Consider the following 16,471-nt stretch of genomic DNA (forward strand, 5'->3'; position numbering starts at 1 on the left):
CAACCGAAGAGCAATGCGCGGGTCGCTAACGATCCAGTAAGGAGATTACGTGTTCGCCTGGTGGGGTCGAATTGTGTACCGCTACCGGTTCATCGTAATCGGCGTCACGGTGGCGTTATGCCTCGGCGGCGGGGTCTTCGGGCTGAGCCTGGGTAAGCACGTCACGCAGAGCGGTTTCTACGACGACAGCAGCCAGTCGGTCAAGGCGTCGATACTGGGCGACCAGGTCTACGGCCGGGACCGGACCGGTCACATCGTCGCGATCTTCAAAGCCCCCGACGGCAAGACGGTCAACGACCCCGCCTGGTCGAAGAAGATCACCGACGAGCTCAACCGATTCGTGCAGGACCACCCCGACCAGGTGATGGGCTGGGCCGGCTACCTGCGGGCACCGGACACCACCAGCTCGGTCGTCAAGGGCATGGCCACCGAGGACAAGAAGTACACGTTCGTATCCATTCCGCTCAAGGGCGATGACGACGACACCATCCTGAACAATTACAAGGACATCGCGCCGTCGCTGCAGAAACTCGACGGCGGCACGGTTCAACTCGCCGGCCTCGAACCGGTGGCCGAGGCGCTGACCGGCACCATCGCCACCGACCAGCGACGGATGGAAGTGCTGGCCCTGCCGTTGGTGGCGGTGGTGCTGTTCCTGGTGTTCGGTGGCGCGGTCGCCGCGTGTCTTCCGGTGATGGTCGGCGGTCTGAGTATCGCGGGCGCGCTGGGCATCCTGCGCTTGGTCGCGGTGTTCGGGCCGGTGCACTTCTTTGCCCAGCCCGTGGTCTCGCTGATCGGTCTGGGTATCGCCGTGGACTATGGGCTCTTCGTGGTGAGCCGATTCCGAGAAGAGATCGCCGAAGGGTATGACACCGAGACCGCGGTCAGACGCACCGTCATGACCGCCGGCCGAACGGTCGCCTTCTCGGCGGTGCTGATCATTGCCTCCGGGATCAGCTTGCTGATGCTGCCGCAGGGCTTCGTGAAATCGCTGACCTATGCGCTGATCGCCGCGGTCGGGTTGGCCGCCCTGCTGTCGATCACGCTGCTGCCGGCCGTTCTGGGCGTCCTTGGCCGCCACGTCGACGCGCTCGGTGTGCGCACTGCGTTCCGGGTGCCCTTCCTGCGCAACTGGAAGGTGTCGCGGGCCTACCTGAACTGGCTCGCCGACCGGCTGCAGAAGACCAAGACCCGCGAAGAGGTCGAGGCCGGCTTCTGGGGCAAGCTCGTCAACTGGGTGATGCGGCGACCTCTGGTCTTCGCCATCCCGATCGTCGTCGGCATGTTCGCCCTGGTTCTGCCGCTATTCAACCTGTCACTGGGCGGCATGAGCGAGAAGTACCTGCCGCCCAACAACTCGGTGCGCCAGTCCCAGGAGCACTTCGACCAGCTCTTCCCCGGATACCGCACCAATCCGCTGACCCTGGTGATCCAGTCGACCAACCACCAGCCCGTCACCGACCAGCAGGTTGCCGACATCCGCAGTAAGGCGATGTCGATCAGCGGATTCATCGAGCCGGACAACGACCCGGCGAACATGTGGCAGGAGCGCAGCGTCGCACCCGGCGCGTCGAAGGATCCCTCGGTACGGGTGCTGCAGAACGGGCTGATCAACCCGGGCGACGCGGCGAAGAAGCTGGCAGAGCTGCGCGCGATCACGCCGCCCAAGGGACTCGAGGTATATGTCGGCGGCACTCCGGCGCTGGAGCAGGATTCGATCCACAGCCTGTTCGACAACATGCCGGCCATGCTCGTCATCCTGCTCACCGCCACCACGCTGCTGATGTTCTTGGCCTTCGGGTCGGTGGTGCTGCCGATCAAGGCCGCGGTGATGAGTGCGCTGACGCTCGGGTCCACCATGGGCATCCTGACCTGGATATTCGTCGACGGCCACGGCTCGGGGTTGCTGAACTTCACGGCCACCCCGTTGACCGCCCCGGTGATCGCGCTCGTGGTTGCGGTGGGATACGGCTTGGCCACCGACTACGAGGTGTTCCTGGTCTCCCGCATGGTCGAGGCCCGCGAAAGCGGCATGTCCACCCAGGAGGCCATCCGCATCGGCACGGCCACCACCGGCCGCCTGATCACCGCAGCCGCGCTGGTGCTCGCCGTGGTCGCCGGCTCGTTCGTGTTCTCCGACCTGGTGATGATGAAATACCTGGCCTTCGGCCTGATGGCGGCGCTGCTGCTGGACGCGACCGTGGTGCGGATGTTCCTGGTGCCGTCGGTGATGAAACTGCTCGGCGACGACTGCTGGTGGGCTCCGCGCTGGATGCGGCGAGTGCAGACCCGCATCGGCCTCGGCGAGATCCAGCTACCCGACGAACGCAAGCGGCCGGTGACCGACGGTCGCGTCGCCCGGCCTCCGGTCACCGCCGGCCTGGTCGCCGCCGGCCCGCGCCCCGCACACGATCCCACCCACCCGTCGACGCCGGAGTCGTCGCAACGCGGGTCTGCCCGGCCGGAGATCGGGCCTGCGCAGAGCGGGCCGACCAGTGCGGGCACCAAGCAGATCCCGGTCAAGGCAAACCAGCCGAGCGAACCGCCGACAACTCGGCTGGCCGCGCCCGGCAAACCGGGCGCACCGGGCCGCGGATCGAGCAGCCCGGCGCCGGCGGCACCGTCGTCGGCCCGGCCACCGGCGCCGACCCCGCCGCCGGCCCCATCGGCCGGTCAGACTCGCGCCATGCCGATTCCGGGGAGCCGTTCCGGCGACACCGACCCGGCCGATGCCACCGCCAAGCTGCCGGTCCAACGGCCGGAGGACAGCGACTCCGACGCGGCCACTGAGCAGCTCAACGCCCGCGGCGCGCAGGGCGACAACGGCGCCGACGGCTCCCGGCGCCGGCGCGGGGCCGGCGGCCTGTCCGCCCAGGACCTGCTGCGCCGCGAGGGACGGCTTTAGGTTTCCTGCGGCTGTCCTTCGTCGGCCGGGTCGGGATTGTCCGGTTCGGCCTGCAGGATTGTCGACGGCTCTTCGAGTTGCTCGGCGGCGGCCGCCGGGTCCTTGGCCAGCAGCACCTGCATCGCGTTGTTGAGGAACGCGACCGTCGGGACGGCCAGCAGGGCTCCCACGATTCCGGCGAGGACACCGCCGGTCGAAATGGCCAGGACCACCGCCAGCGGGTGAATCGAGACCGCACGACCCATCACCAGCGGCTGCAGCAAATGGGCCTCGAGCTGATTGACCGCGATGAGCAAACCCAGAGTCATCAGCGCGTAAACCAGTCCCTTGGCCAGTAGGGCCACTACCACGGCAAGCAAACCGGAGATCAACGCACCGAGCAGCGGGATGAAGGCACCCAGGAACACCAGCGAGGCCAGCGGCAGCGCGAGCGGCACTCCCATGATTGCCAACCCGGTGCCGACACCGATCGCGTCGGTCAGGGCGACCAGGAACGTGGCCCGCACATACCCGATCAGCGAGGAGTATCCGGCGCGCCCGGCCCGCAGGACCCGGTCACGAGCCGGGGCGGGCACGATCTTGACCACGTACTGCCAGATGTTGCGCCCGCCGTACAGGAAGAAGATCAGTGTGAACAGCACCAACACCGCAGCGGTGAGCAACTCGGTAATGGCGGCTGCGGTGGAAATCGCGCCGCTGGTCAACTTGGCCTGATTGTTGCGCAGCGCCTCGATCGCGGCGTTGCCCGCGTTGTCGATCTGTTCACGACGCAGATGTGCCGGCCCTTCGATCAGCCACCTGCGGCTCGAGTCGATGCTGCGTTCCACCTGCTTGACCACATCTGGCAGGCCCACGATGAACTGGCTGATGACGAAGGCCAGGATGCCGCCGAGGATCGCAAAACCGCCCAGCAACACCAGCGACACCGCGGCACCGCGCGGCACGCGCCGCAGGTCCAGCCAGTCCACGACCGGCACCAGCAGCGCGCTCAAGATCAACGCCAGCAACACCGGAACGACGATGATCTCCAGCTTGCCGATGACCCAGATGACCGCGAGTGCGGCAGCGAAGATGACCAGCAACCGCCACGACCATGCCGCGGTCTTGCGGACCAGGGGAATTACCGAAGCATCGTCGAGGCTTGTCGACATCCGGCAAGCCTAACCGGGCTGCGGTGTAGGACTCCCGCAACACCTCGAACGACTCCTTGGACGATCCTGCATGCTGGCAGTCGCTTCCCGCCGCCACCGCCGCCACGATCCGGTCACGACCCCAGAACGACCCTGACACAGACGATGACGTGCGGAGATCTTGGTGCCACCGGCACGGTTACCCTTATCCGGTGTCTCCCGACGCCCCCGTCCGCAAGCTCGTCGACCGGCGCGAAGAGGCGCCGCGCGGCAAGTACTGGTGGCTGCGCTGGGTGGTCCTCGGCATCGTCGCAATCGTGCTTGCCGTCGAGGTGGCGCTGGTATGGGACCAACTGTCCAAAGCGTGGATGAGTATCTACCAGGCCAATTGGTGGTGGCTGGTGGCAGCCATGGGCGCAGCGGCCGCGTCGATGCACAGCTTCGCGCAGATCCAGCGCACGCTGCTGAGATCGGCCGGTGTGCAGGTCCAGCAATTACGGTCCGAAGCCGCCTTCTACGCGGCGAACTCGCTGAGTACCACCCTCCCCGGTGGCCCGGTGCTGTCGGCGACCTTTCTGCTTCGTCAGCAACGCATTTGGGGCGCCTCGACCGTGGTGGCGTCGTGGCAGCTGGTGATGTCGGGTGTGCTGCAGGCCGTCGGACTGGCCCTGCTCGGGCTGGGTGGCGCCTTCTTCCTGGGCGCCAAGAACAACCCGTTCTCACTGCTGTTCACCCTCGGCGGTTTCGTGGCGTTGCTGCTGCTGGCCCAGGCGGTGGCGTCCCGGCCGGAACTGATCGAAGGGATCGGCAACCGGGTTCTGTCGTGGGTCAACTCGATTCGCGGTAAGCCGGCCGACACCGGTGTGGCGAAGTGGCGCGAAACGCTCATGCAGCTCGAGTCGGTCAGCCTGAGCCGCCGCGACCTGGCAGTGGCGTTCAGTTGGTCGCTGTTCAACTGGATCGCCGACGTGGCCTGCCTGGGCTTCGCCGCGTACGCCGCCGGGGACCACGCCTCGGTCGCCGGGCTGACGGTCGCCTATGCGGCCGCCCGCGCCGTCGGCACCATCCCGCTGATGCCGGGCGGTCTGTTGGTGGTGGAGGCGGTGCTGGTGCCGGGCCTGGTGTCCAGCGGCATGGCCCTGCCCAATGCCATCTCGGCGATGCTGATCTACCGGCTGATCAGCTGGCTGTTCATCGCCGCTGTCGGTTGGGTGGTGTTCTTCTTCATGTTCCGCACCGAGAACATCGCCGATTCGGATGCCGACGACCCGCCGACCGACCCCGAGCTGGGACGCATCATCGGGGTCGGGTGCAGCGCCGCCGACGACCCGGCCGAAACCGCCCTGCAGGGTCCGCTGCCGCCGCCTGATCGTGACTCAGCAGACGGCCGGTAAGTCAGCAGGCGTCCGATTACCTGCGCCATAGGTCGCTATTAGCGCTATGGGTAGGGTGCCAGCTGTGACCGGCAAATTGATGGACTGGGAGGCCGCTTATCGCGATCATGGCATTTTCGGTGGTCTGCCGCCGTGGAACATTGGCGAACCGCAACCGGAAATCGCTGCACTGCTGCGGGCCGGCGGGATCCGCAGCGAAGTACTGGACGCCGGTTGCGGAATCGCCGAGTTGTCGCTTGCCCTCGCCGCACAGGGCCACACGGTCGTAGGTATTGATATAGCCGGCAGTGCGATTGCGAAGGCAAAGCAAGCCGCCAACGACCGTGGATTCAGCACAGCCAGCTTTGTACAAGATGACCTCACGTCACTTCGGGGCTACGACCGCCGATTCAACACCATCATCGATAGCACGGTGTTTGAGTCACTCCCGGTCGAAATGCGTGACCACTACCTACGTTCGCTTCATCGTGCCGCCGCGCCCGGCGCAATGTATTACGTCCTGGTGTCCACCGCGAGCGCGCTCCCCAAGAACATAGCCCTGCCGCCAGACGCTCCCGCGGTGCCTCCCAACGTCGTCACCGAGCAGGAACTGCGCGAAGCTGTTTCAGAGTATTGGAAAGTCGACAAAATTCGGCCAGCCTTCATCCACGCACACCCGGTATTAGCCAAAGCCCTATCTCAGATTCCGGGCGTCTTAATGGATGACTACGAGGTGGACGAAAAGAATCGGCTGAAGCTGCCGGCCTTTTTGCTCACCGCCCACAAAGCAGCGTAGGGCAAATCACGCCGATCACTGATCTTGGTGCCGGCATATCCCTGCAGGGGTTAGGCTGTGCGAACCGGTCCGGGACACGACTGGAGGCAACGATGCACGGGTTGACGTGCCTGGTGGGCCACCGACATCCTGCCACCTCCGGCGTCGGCGCCGTCAAGACCGACGACCCGGGCCGGGTTCGCCGCAGCGTCGCAGCGCCGACATCGTTGCAGCTCAGCAACCAATAAGCCGACATAATTGATACGTGCTCTGCGGTAGGCTCGCGAGCACCACCGTGCAACACATACGGGAGAACAAACATCCAGCAGTTCATGATGCGCCTGAGCCGCAACCTGCGCAGATTCCGGTGGTTGGTGTTCACAGGCTGGTTGCTCGCTTTGCTGCCGGCAATCTATCTGGCCATGACCCAGTCGGGGAATCTCACCGGCGGCGGGTTCGAGGTCGCCGGGTCGCAGTCGCTGATGGTCCACAATGTCCTCGACGCTCAATACCCCGACCAGGGAGCACCGTCGCTGGCGCTGGTAGCCACCCCCCGCCCGGACGCCAGCTTCTCAGACATCAACGACGCCGTCACCCGGTTGCGGAGCATCGCCGGCGAATTCCCCGGGGTAACCGAGGTGCCCAACCCCGCTCAGCGGGCCCCGCAGCCCGACCGGCCCTATGTGGTGTCGTTGCGGCTGGACGCCCGCAACGCCGGCACCAGCGATGTCGCCAAAAAACTACGTCAAAAAATCGGCGTCAAGGCCGACAAGCCCGGGCAAACGGCGGACGGCCGGGTGCGGCTGTACGTGATTGGGCAAGGTGCGCTCAGCGCCGCCGCAGCGGCCAACACCAAACACGACATCGCCGACGCCGAACGCTGGAACCTGCCGATCATCCTGATCGTCCTGCTCGCCGTCTTCGGCTCGCTTGCCGCCGCGGCGATCCCGCTGGCCCTCGGCATCTGCACCGTCGTCGTCACTATGGGCCTGGTCTATCTGCTGTCGATGCACACCACCATGTCGGTGTTCGTAACCTCGACCGTGTCGATGTTCGGTATCGCGCTCGCCGTCGACTACTCCCTGTTCATCCTGATGCGTTTCCGCGAGGAGCTGCGCACCGGCCGCCGGCCGCAAGAAGCCGTCGACGCCGCTATGGCCACCTCCGGGCTCGCGGTGGTGCTGTCCGGCATGACCGTGATCGCCTCACTCACCGGCATCTACTTGATCAACACCCCCGCACTGCGGTCGATGGCCACCGGGGCGATCCTCGCCGTCGCGGTCGCGATGCTGACGTCGGCCACGCTGACACCGGCCCTGCTGACTTCCTTCGCCAGAGCCGCCGCCAAGCGATCGGCCCTGTTGCACTGGTCCCGACGGCCGGAAAGCACGCACTCCCGGTTCTGGGCCCGCTGGGTCGGGTGGGTAATGCGCCGACCCTGGATAACGGCGCTGTCGGCGTCGATGGTGCTGCTGCTCATGGCGGCGCCGGCGACACAGATGGTGCTGGGCAACAGCCTGCTGCGACAGTTCGACTCGTCGCACGAGATCCGGGCCGGGGTGTCGGCGGCCGCCCAGGCGCTCGGTCCGGGTGCACTGGGCCCCGCTCAGGTGCTGGTCACCTTCCCCGACGGCGGCGCGTCCACCCCGGCGCACAGCCAAACCATCGCGGCGATCCGTCAGCAGATGACGCAGGCTCCCGACGTCGCATCCGTGGCGCCGCCGAAGTTCGCCGCCGACAACCGCAGCGCGCTGCTGAGCGCGGTGTTGTCGGTCGACCCCGAGGACATGGGCGCCCGGCACACCGTCGACTGGATGCGGACCCAGCTTCCCAGGGCTGCCGGCGGGGCCCGCATCGACGTTGGCGGACCGACCGCGCTGATCAAGGATTTCGACGACCGGGTGTCGGCGACCCAACCGGTGGTGCTTGCCTTCGTGGCCCTGATCGCGTTTGTGATGCTGCTGGTCTCGGTGCATTCGGTGTTCCTGGCGCTCAAGGGCGTGCTGATGACGTTGCTGTCGGTGGCCGCCGCGTACGGCAGCCTGGTCATGGTCTTCCAGTGGGGCTGGGCGGAGAAGCTGGGCTTTCCACACTTGAGTTCCATCGACAGCACCGTGCCTCCGCTGGTGCTGGCGATGACGTTCGGGTTGTCGATGGACTACGAGATCTTCCTGCTGACCCGGATCCGGGAACGCTTCTTGCGCACCGGCCAGACCCGGGACGCGGTCGCGTACGGGGTGAGCACCAGCGCGCGCACCATCACCAGCGCCGCGCTGATCATGATCGCGGTGTTCTGCGGATTCGCCTTCGCCGGCATGCCGCTGGTGGCCGAGATCGGTGTCGCCTGCGCGGTCGCCATCGCGGTGGACGCCACCATCGTGCGGCTGATTCTGGTACCGGCACTGATGGCGATGTTCTCGCAATGGAACTGGTGGCTGCCGCGGTGGCTGGCCCGCATGCTGCCGTCGGTCGACTTCGACCGGCCGCTACCTGAGGTCGACCTTGCCGACGTGGTGGTGATTCCCGACGACATCGCCGCCGCCATTGCCCCCAGCGCCGACCTGCGCATGCTGCTCAAGTCCGCGGACAGGTTCAAACACCTTGCCCCCGAAGCGATTTGCGTGGCCGACCCGCTTGCCTTCACCGGCTGCGGACGCAGCGCCAAGGGACCCGAACACGTTCCGGAACCGGTTCGGGACGGCGCCGACTTCGCCGTGCCGGGTGCCGCCTCGGCCCCGGCCTCCCTTGCCTCCGTGGCCTCCGCCAAGGCCGGCGGCCAGTCGGCGGCCAGCAAGGTCGGCAAGGTCGGCAAGGTCGGCAAGGTCGGCAAGGTCGGCAAGGCCTACCGCAACAGCCTCGCCCGGGCAATGTCATGGGCCGAGCGTCCGGTTCATCCGGTCACCGTGTGGCGCGGGCGACTCGCGATCGCCCTCGACGCCCTGGACACCGGCGCCGACGAGCGCGCGGCCGCGAAAAGCGGCGCGGAGCGGCCCCGGTTCGAGCGCCGCGGCCCGATCGAGACCACCAACGTCCAATTGCCCACCGGCGACCGGCTGCGGATCCCGACCGGGGCAGAAACGTTGCGACTCAAGGGCTACCTGATCATGAGCCGTAACAGCAGCCGCGATTATGCCGAATTTGCTGACATGGTCGAAGCAATGGAGCCCGAAACCGCGGCCGTGGTGCTGGCGGGAATGGACAGGTATTACTGTTGTCAGCCACTGGGTGCGTATTCGAGGCGGCAATGGATGGCCACCCAGCTGGTCCGCCGCCTCGCTGATCCGAACCCGTCTGATGTCGACGACGAGTGGCCCGACCCTGATGCCAGGGCAAACTGGGAGGAGGTCAGGCAGCGCTGCCTGGCAGTGGCCGTAGCGATGTTGGAGGAGGCGAGGTGACGTTGGCCGCCGACCAGCGGAAACCGGTGCCCGCTTCGCCACCGCAACGGTCCGGGCGGGGAACCGGCGAACCCGGCACCGACCAGCCGGTGGAATTTTGGTCTACCGCCGCGATCCGCGCGGCGCTGGACGGCGGCGACATCGCCACCTGGAAGCGCATCGCCGCCGCACTCAAGCGCGACCCCTACGGTCGCACCGCCCGTCAGGTCGAAGAGATCCTGGAAGGAGCTCGGCCGTACGGCATTTCCAAGGCGCTGTCGGAGGTGCTGGACCGGGCCCGCATCCAACTGGAGGCCAACGAGCGTGCCGAGGTGGCCCGTCACGTGAAGCTGCTGATGGATCGATCGGGTCTGGGGCAGCAGGAATTCGCGTCGCGGATCGGTGTGCAGGTCGAGGACTTGGGCTCCTACCTCGACGGCAGTGTCAGCCCGTCCGCCTCGCTGATGATTCGGATGCGACGGTTGTCCGACCGGTTCGTCCGGGTGCGCAACACGCGCGCCGCCGACACCAACTGACGCCCGGCCTATCGGGAATTGATCGGCGTCACGTCGAGCACCAGCCAGTCATCGCCACGCTTGGTCATCGTTACCCGGACCGCCGGCGCCGCCTGACTGGGGGGCTGACCGGGCGAGTTCTGGGTGACCCGCAGAATCACCGCCACGCTGGCGGCCGCGGGCCCGAGCGCCTCCACTCCGGCCGACAGCGTGGCGGCCTGTGCGGTGACCTTGCGTTGCACCAGGTCGGCGCTGGACTTGGCATATTGCTCTTTGAACGCTTGCGCCCGGTCCGGAACCATCATGGCCGCGGCCCGATCCACGGAGGCGTTCGGGGCCGTCGGGGAGAACGACGCCACCGCCTCGGCCATCCCGGTGGCGACCTGCACCACCGTTCGGGAGTCGCGATTGAACTCGCGGTCCGGCGTGGTCCAGTGGCTGTATCCGGTCAGCACCGCGGCCACCAGAGCGGCCGCGCACAAGAACACCACGGCCAGACGCAGCCCGGGAGCGTCGTCGTCGGTGCCTACGGTGACGGCATCACGGCGAAACAGCCAGAAATTGACGGCCACTCCCTCGGCGATCAGCAGCACCAACACCGAGCACGCCGAAATCCACCACCACGGCCAGCCGAGCACGTATCCGATCACCAGCAGCGCCATGGCGGCCACCAGCGGCGCCACGACGTCGAATACGGCCAGCCGCCACGCGTTTCTCGTCGGGAGTCTCATCGGATCGACTCCAGCCCGGAGATCATCAACTTGCCGTCCACCTCGGAGACGTCGATCCGCAGGTTCCAGTGGACCGTCTGGGGCTTGACGCCGGCATTCTCGGCGACCGACGTCGCCACCAGCAGCACCGAGTCCGTCCGAGTGGCGAAGGGCGGCAATTTGGTGGTCACCACCGGCCGGGCGCTGCCGGGCCGGGTATCCAGGTCGTGGTGCACCGTTTCGACCGCCACCGCCTCGATCCGGCCGTTGCTGCGCGTCTGCAACTTCTCCACCACCTGCCGGTAGGGCTGCACGGCGGCGTCGAAATCGGTGTTGAGCTGTCCGACCGTTCCGTCGTGCAGCCGCTGCAGGCTGGAGTCGACGTTGCCGGCGTTCATGTTGATCAGCACGTCGGTCCATTCCGCGGCCGCACGCATGACCCGACTCAGGTACACCCGCTCGGCGACCTCGTCACGATGCGCCGTCCAGATGAGGGCGCCGAGCACGACGGCGGCCACCGACAGCACACCGAGAACGGTCGAGGCGATGCCATAGTGGGAGAACATCGCAGAGCGTGACGACTCCGATTCGTCGGGCTCCGGCGTTGCCTCCCCGGAGTCGTCGGCCTCATCGACATCAGCATCCTCGTCGGGCATGGCCCGATCGTCGCACCCGATATGGGGTGGAAGGATGGCGGGGTGACAGTAGAGGCCAGCCGCTCGGGCATCGACCTGAGCTACGTCGACGCCGATGCCCGCCCGCAAGACGACCTGTTCGGCCATGTCAACGGCCGCTGGCTCAAGGAACACGAGATACCGGCGGACCGGGCGATCGACGGCGCCTTCCGGCAGCTGTTCGACCGCGCCGAAGAGCAGGTGCGCGATCTGATCGTCGAAGCAAGCCAAGCCGGTGAAAAGGGTGCCGCGGCCGGTGGCGACGAGCAGCGCATCGGCGACCTGTACGCCAGCTTCATCGACGAAGACGCCGTCGAACGCCGCGGTCTGCAACCACTGCACGACGAGGTGGCCACCATCGACGACGCCGCCGACCGCGCCTCCTTGGCCGCTGTCATCGGCGCCCTGCAACGCACGGGCGTGGGCGGTGGCATCGGATTCTATGTGGACACCGACTCCAAGGACTCCACCCGTTACCTGCTGCACTTCGCCCAGTCCGGCATCGGCCTGCCCGACGAGTCCTACTACCGCGACGAACGGCACGCCGCGGTGCTGGCCGCTTACCCCGACCACATCGCGCGGATGTTCAGCTTGGTATACGGCCCCGAGGACCAGGGCGCCCACGCCGCCCACGCTGGTGTCGCGGCCCGAATCGTGGCACTGGAAAGCAAGCTTGCCGCCGCCCATTGGGACGTGGTCAAACGCCGCGACGCCGTGCTCAACTACAACCTGCGCACCTTCATCGACCTGCAGGTCGAGGGCGCGGGCTTCGACTGGGAGGGCTGGGTCACCGCGCTGGGCTGCACGCCGCAGGCTCTCCCGGAATTGGTGGTGCGCCAGCCCGATTATCTGCACGCCTTCGCGGAGCTGTGGAGCAGCGAAGACCTCGACGACTGGAAGTGTTGGGCGCGTTGGCGATTGATCCGTTCCCGGGCTCCCTGGCTGACCCGCGACCTGGTCGATCAGGACTTCGAGTTCTACGGCCGCAGGCTGACCGGCGCCGAGCAGATCCGCGAGCGCTGGAAGCGGGGCGTGGCCCTGGTGGAGACGCTGATCGGCGATGCGGTCGGAAAGCGTTATGTGCAAAGGTATTTCCCGCCAGGCGCCAAGGCCCGCATCGACGAGCTGGTGGCCAACCTGCAGGAGGCGTACCGGGTCAGCATCGGCGAATTGGAGTGGATGACCCCGCAGACCCGGCAGCGGGCACTGGCCAAGCTGGGCAAGTTCACCGCCAAGGTCGGTTACCCGGTCAAGTGGAAGGACTACTCCAAGCTGGTGATCGACCGTAACGACCTCTACGGCAACTTCCGGCGCGGCTATGCGGTCAACCACGACCGCGAGCTGGCCAAGCTCGGCGGCCCGGTCGACCGCGACGAGTGGTTCATGACGCCACAAACGGTCAACGCCTACTACAACCCGGGGATGAACGAGATCGTCTTTCCCGCAGCCATTTTGCAACCGCCGTTCTTCGACGCCGAGGCCGACGACGCCGCCAACTACGGTGGCATCGGCGCGGTGATCGGGCACGAGATCGGGCACGGCTTCGACGACCAGGGCGCCAAGTACGACGGCGACGGCAACCTGGTGGACTGGTGGACCGACGACGACCGTGCCGAATTCGCCAGCCGCACAAAGACACTGATCGAGCAATACGAGGCGTACACACCACGAGGCCTGGACAGTGGGCACCATGTGAACGGTGCGTTCACCGTCGGGGAGAACATCGGCGATCTGGGTGGGCTGTCCATCGCGCTGCTGGCCTACCAGCTGTCACTGAACGGCGAGCCCGCTCCGGTCATCGACGGCCTTACCGGCGTGCAGCGGATGTTCTTCGGTTGGGCTCAGGTGTGGTGCACCAAAGCGCGTGAGGCTGAGGCGATCCGGCGGCTGGCCGTCGATCCGCATTCCCCGCCGGAGTTCCGGTGCAACGGTGTGGTGCGCAACATCGACGCTTTTTACGAGGCTTTCGACGTCACCGAGCACGATGCCCTCTACTTAGCGCCGCAACACCGGGTCCGCATCTGGAGTTAGGTCACGTTCTTCCCGCGAGCAGCATCATTTCGCGACTAGGCACGCGATTCTGTGTTCCCCGGCAAACGGGAGTTACCCCCAGCTGGGCAGGGCTCGATGCGCGCCGGCACATGTTTGTGCCATGGTGTCCCGGCATAGGGGTCGCGCCACCGCGTCGAGGTCAGTGCGTTCGGGGCGACGCCCGGGGTGTGTAGCTGGCCGTCGTCGTCGGTGTAGTCCAGGCCAAAGCCGTTGGGCAGGGCGGCATGTCCGGGCAGCATCGTCTCGGTGATCTCGACGGTCGCCTCGGCGCTGCCGGCCGCGGTGGTGATGCGGGCTCGGCCCCCGTTGGCCAGTCCGAGGACTTGGGCGTCTTCGACACTGACCCGCAGTGCCCCGTCGGCGTCGCGTTTGCGCCAGGACGGGTCGCGGAAGATGTCGTTGGCGGTGTAAGCGCGACGCTCGCCGACCGACAGCACGATCGGCAGCTCCGGCGTCGTCAGCACCGCCGTAGCGCGGGCCAATAACCTTATCTCGTCGAGCATTTCCGGGACTTCCAAGGCGATCTTGTGGTCGGCGTGGCTGATCAACGCGAAGTCGTCCGGGTAGTTGTGCGCGGTGAAGGTTACCCCGGAGCGACTGGACAGGATCGCGTCGAACAAGGCGTTGCCGTCAGCGTGCCCAGCGCGCCGGACGGCGTCGGGATAGGTCATCGCGGTCTTCTGCGCGAGCCCCCACAGGGCCGCCGCTCCCGCCAGCCCGTCCGGTAGCGTCGGGCCGAGGGTTTCGTACAGCACGTAGGGAAGCAGTTTGGCCACGGTCGGATTGGTCGCCACCGCGGTGAGAAACGCTTGGGTGTAGGCCTGGCGGCCTTGCTGCGCCGCCTCGTGCAGCGGCCGCAGATCCGCGTCGTCGACAACATCCAACGCGCCTACCAACCGTGACCAGATTTCCGGTTCCGGCAACGTTCCGGGCAGCGGTTCCAGTATCGGGTGGCGCAGGTGCACCGCGTTGTGCGGGAACTCGAAGTTGAAAAAGGTCGCTTCGACCTTCTCGAACTGCGACGACGCCGGCAGCACGTAATGGGCCAGCCGGGCGGTTTCGGTCATCGCGACGTCGACGACTACCAGCAGTTCCAGCGTTGCGAACGCCTCCCGGCAGGCCGCCGAATCAGCAAGGGAATGAGCGGGATTGGCGCTTTCGACGATCATGGCGCGGAAACGGTCCGGATGGTCGGTCAGGATCTCTTCCGGCACGACATTGCCCGGCACCAGTCCGGCGATGATCGGAGCGCCGTTGACAGGCGTGCGTCCGGATACCGTGCTGAACAACGGTGCGAACGACGAATGTAGATGCTGGCCGCCTTTTTTCGCAAAGTTGCCGGTGAGAATCCACAGCAACTTGTTCAAGTACGAACACAGCGTGCTGTTGGGCGCCTGCTGGACTCCCAGATCCTCGAACACCGAGACGCTGCCCGCAGTGCCGATCCGCCGGGCCGCCGCTCGCAACAATTCCTCGTCCACTCCGCAACGTTGCGCGTAGTCGGCGACGGGAACCTCCCGCAGTACGGCGCGCACGGCGTCGACGCCGTGCACGTGTTCGCTGAGAAATGTTTCGTCGCAAAGATTTTCCTGAACCAGAACGGCCGCCAGTGCCGCCGTGCACCAGGCGTCGGTGCCGGGCCGCACCCGCAGATGAAAGTCGGCCATCTTGGCCGTGTCGGTGACGACGGGGTCGATCACGATCATCGATCGGGCGGGGTCTTTGGCGATGTCGTTGAGCACCACTCGGGCCCGCGGAAAGCTCTGCGACATCCACGGATTCTTGCCGACGAACACCGATACCTCGGCGTGCTCGAATTCGCCGCGCGTGTGACCGCCATATAGCTGCCAATCGATCCATGCTTCGCCGGTCTTTTCCTGCGCCAAGGCATTTGACCGGTAGCGCGCGCCCAACGCCTTCAGGAATGCGCCGCTGTAGGCACCGCCGAGATGGTTGCCCTGCCCGCCGCCGCCGTAATAGAAGATCTTGTCGCCGCCGTAGACATCACGGATCCGCTTGAACCCGTCGGCGATTTCGACAATGGCTGTGTCCCAGCCGATTTCCTCGTAGGTCCCATCGGACCGGCGGCGCAGCGGCGAGGTCAACCGGCCGCGGTTGTTCTGGTAGTGGTCCAGGCGTAACGCCTTGTTGCAGGTGTAGCCGCGGGACGCCGGGTGCGCTTTGTCGCCGCGGATGCGGGCCAGTTTGCGGTCGGCTACCTGCACCACGATGCCGCAGTTGCATTCGCAGAGGATGCAGGCAGTGGGCTGCCAATCCGTGGTGGTCATTGGGGTTTCCCTTCCGGCAACTCGGCCAGCAGCAGGCGGTGCAGCTGGCGGTGAACCGACTCAAGCGGCGTCAGGTCGCGCCGCACCCGGGCCAACAGGAGCGCGCCTTCCAGCGCCGACACCGAATGCATCGCCAATTCGTCCGCCCGGGCGGCCGGAATGCCGTCGCTGACGAAGCGCTGCGCGACCAGGTCTGACCAGCGGTCGAACACCGCCGCCGCGTGCTCGATCACCGGCGCCATCCGCTCGCTGTCGGCGCCCTCGCCGGCCTCGACCGCCACCGCCGCGATGGGACAACCCGCACGGAAGTCGCTGGCGAGCAACTGCTCGCGGTACCAGCCGATCAGCGTGTCCAGCAGGCCGAGGCTGCCACGCGGTTCGGTGATGATGGCCGCGATGTGCTCACCGGCGTAATCGACGGCCTCGCACAGCAACTGGGTCCGCCCGCCCGGGAAGTAGTGGTAGGCCGACCCGCGCGGCGCCCCGCTGTGCTGTAGCACGTCGGAGATGGCGGTGGCGCGTGCGCCACGCTCGCGGATCAGCAGCGCGGCCGACACGACCATGCGTTCGCGCGGACTTCGCATGGCTGCTCCTCGGGCCGGGACGTCTATGTATGTTGCTATACATAACGCAGTTGCGCAAGGGCCGTCCCGCCGCGGTTTGGGCAAAAGA

General features: G+C 66.6%; 11 protein-coding genes. 6 read left to right on the forward strand and 5 right to left on the reverse strand.

The annotated features are described in order from the left end of the window. Positions 1–49 precede the first annotated feature (49 nt). Entirely contained in the window at positions 50–2,905 is a 2,856-nt protein-coding gene (gene mmpL3 / locus AWC07_RS20440; protein WP_036411876.1) for a trehalose monomycolate exporter MmpL3, read from the forward strand. Here mmpL3 and AWC07_RS20445 read toward each other — a convergent pair. After that, entirely contained in the window at positions 2,902–4,056 is a 1,155-nt protein-coding gene (locus AWC07_RS20445) for an AI-2E family transporter (RefSeq protein ID WP_036411877.1), read from the reverse strand. The genes mmpL3 and AWC07_RS20445 overlap by 4 nt on opposite strands. 191 nt (positions 4,057–4,247) lie before the next feature. Between AWC07_RS20445 and AWC07_RS20450 the strand changes: the two genes are divergently transcribed. From AWC07_RS20450 to AWC07_RS20465, 4 genes are all read left to right on the forward strand, one after another. Beyond that, on the forward strand, positions 4,248–5,429 hold the full coding sequence (locus AWC07_RS20450; RefSeq protein WP_036411879.1) for a lysylphosphatidylglycerol synthase transmembrane domain-containing protein: 1,182 nt from the start codon (positions 4,248–4,250) through the stop codon (positions 5,427–5,429). A 64-nt stretch (positions 5,430–5,493) separates the two neighbouring features. Then, positions 5,494–6,204 (forward strand): class I SAM-dependent methyltransferase, encoded by a 711-nt coding sequence (locus AWC07_RS20455; RefSeq protein ID WP_036411882.1) that lies wholly within the window; start codon positions 5,494–5,496, stop codon positions 6,202–6,204. Between the two features lie 311 nt (positions 6,205–6,515). Further along, positions 6,516–9,581 carry an MMPL family transporter gene (locus tag AWC07_RS20460; protein WP_085105209.1) on the forward strand — a complete coding sequence of 1,022 codons (3,066 nt, stop codon included), beginning with the start codon at positions 6,516–6,518 and terminating at the stop codon, positions 9,579–9,581. After that, positions 9,578–10,096, forward strand: coding sequence for a hypothetical protein (locus AWC07_RS20465; protein WP_036412270.1), 519 nt, complete (start codon positions 9,578–9,580; stop codon positions 10,094–10,096). The genes AWC07_RS20460 and AWC07_RS20465 overlap by 4 nt, the downstream gene beginning before the upstream one ends. Positions 10,097–10,104: 8 nt before the next feature. On the opposite strand, the gene AWC07_RS20470 is transcribed toward AWC07_RS20465, so the two are convergent. Both AWC07_RS20470 and AWC07_RS20475 read right to left on the reverse strand, forming a co-directional pair. After that, positions 10,105–10,806 carry a hypothetical protein gene (locus AWC07_RS20470; RefSeq protein ID WP_036412271.1) on the reverse strand — a complete coding sequence of 234 codons (702 nt, stop codon included), beginning with the start codon at positions 10,804–10,806 and terminating at the stop codon, positions 10,105–10,107. Beyond that, the gene (locus AWC07_RS20475) at positions 10,803–11,441 is read right to left on the reverse strand and encodes a hypothetical protein (protein ID WP_036412273.1); all 639 of its coding nucleotides are present in this window, start codon (positions 11,439–11,441) and stop codon (positions 10,803–10,805) included. The genes AWC07_RS20470 and AWC07_RS20475 overlap by 4 nt, the downstream gene beginning before the upstream one ends. A gap of 21 nt (positions 11,442–11,462) precedes the next feature. Between AWC07_RS20475 and AWC07_RS20480 the strand changes: the two genes are divergently transcribed. Further along, complete coding sequence (locus AWC07_RS20480) at positions 11,463–13,490, forward strand: M13 family metallopeptidase (protein ID WP_139829804.1); 2,028 nt, start codon at positions 11,463–11,465, stop codon at positions 13,488–13,490. A 35-nt stretch (positions 13,491–13,525) separates the two neighbouring features. Here AWC07_RS20480 and AWC07_RS20485 read toward each other — a convergent pair whose 3' ends face one another. Together AWC07_RS20485 and AWC07_RS20490 are read right to left on the reverse strand one after the other, a co-directional pair. Beyond that, a complete protein-coding gene (locus AWC07_RS20485; protein ID WP_036412274.1) occupies positions 13,526–15,799 on the reverse strand; it encodes a molybdopterin-dependent oxidoreductase in 2,274 nt (757 codons plus the stop codon). Beyond that, positions 15,796–16,383: a TetR/AcrR family transcriptional regulator gene (locus AWC07_RS20490; protein WP_036412276.1), complete on the reverse strand. Its 588-nt coding sequence runs from the start codon at positions 16,381–16,383 to the stop codon at positions 15,796–15,798. The genes AWC07_RS20485 and AWC07_RS20490 overlap by 4 nt, the downstream gene beginning before the upstream one ends. Between the last annotated feature and the right edge of the window lie 88 nt (positions 16,384–16,471).

It is taken from the genome of Mycobacterium gastri, from assembly GCF_002102175.1.
GTDB classification, from domain to species: Bacteria; Actinomycetota; Actinomycetes; order Mycobacteriales; family Mycobacteriaceae; genus Mycobacterium; species Mycobacterium gastri.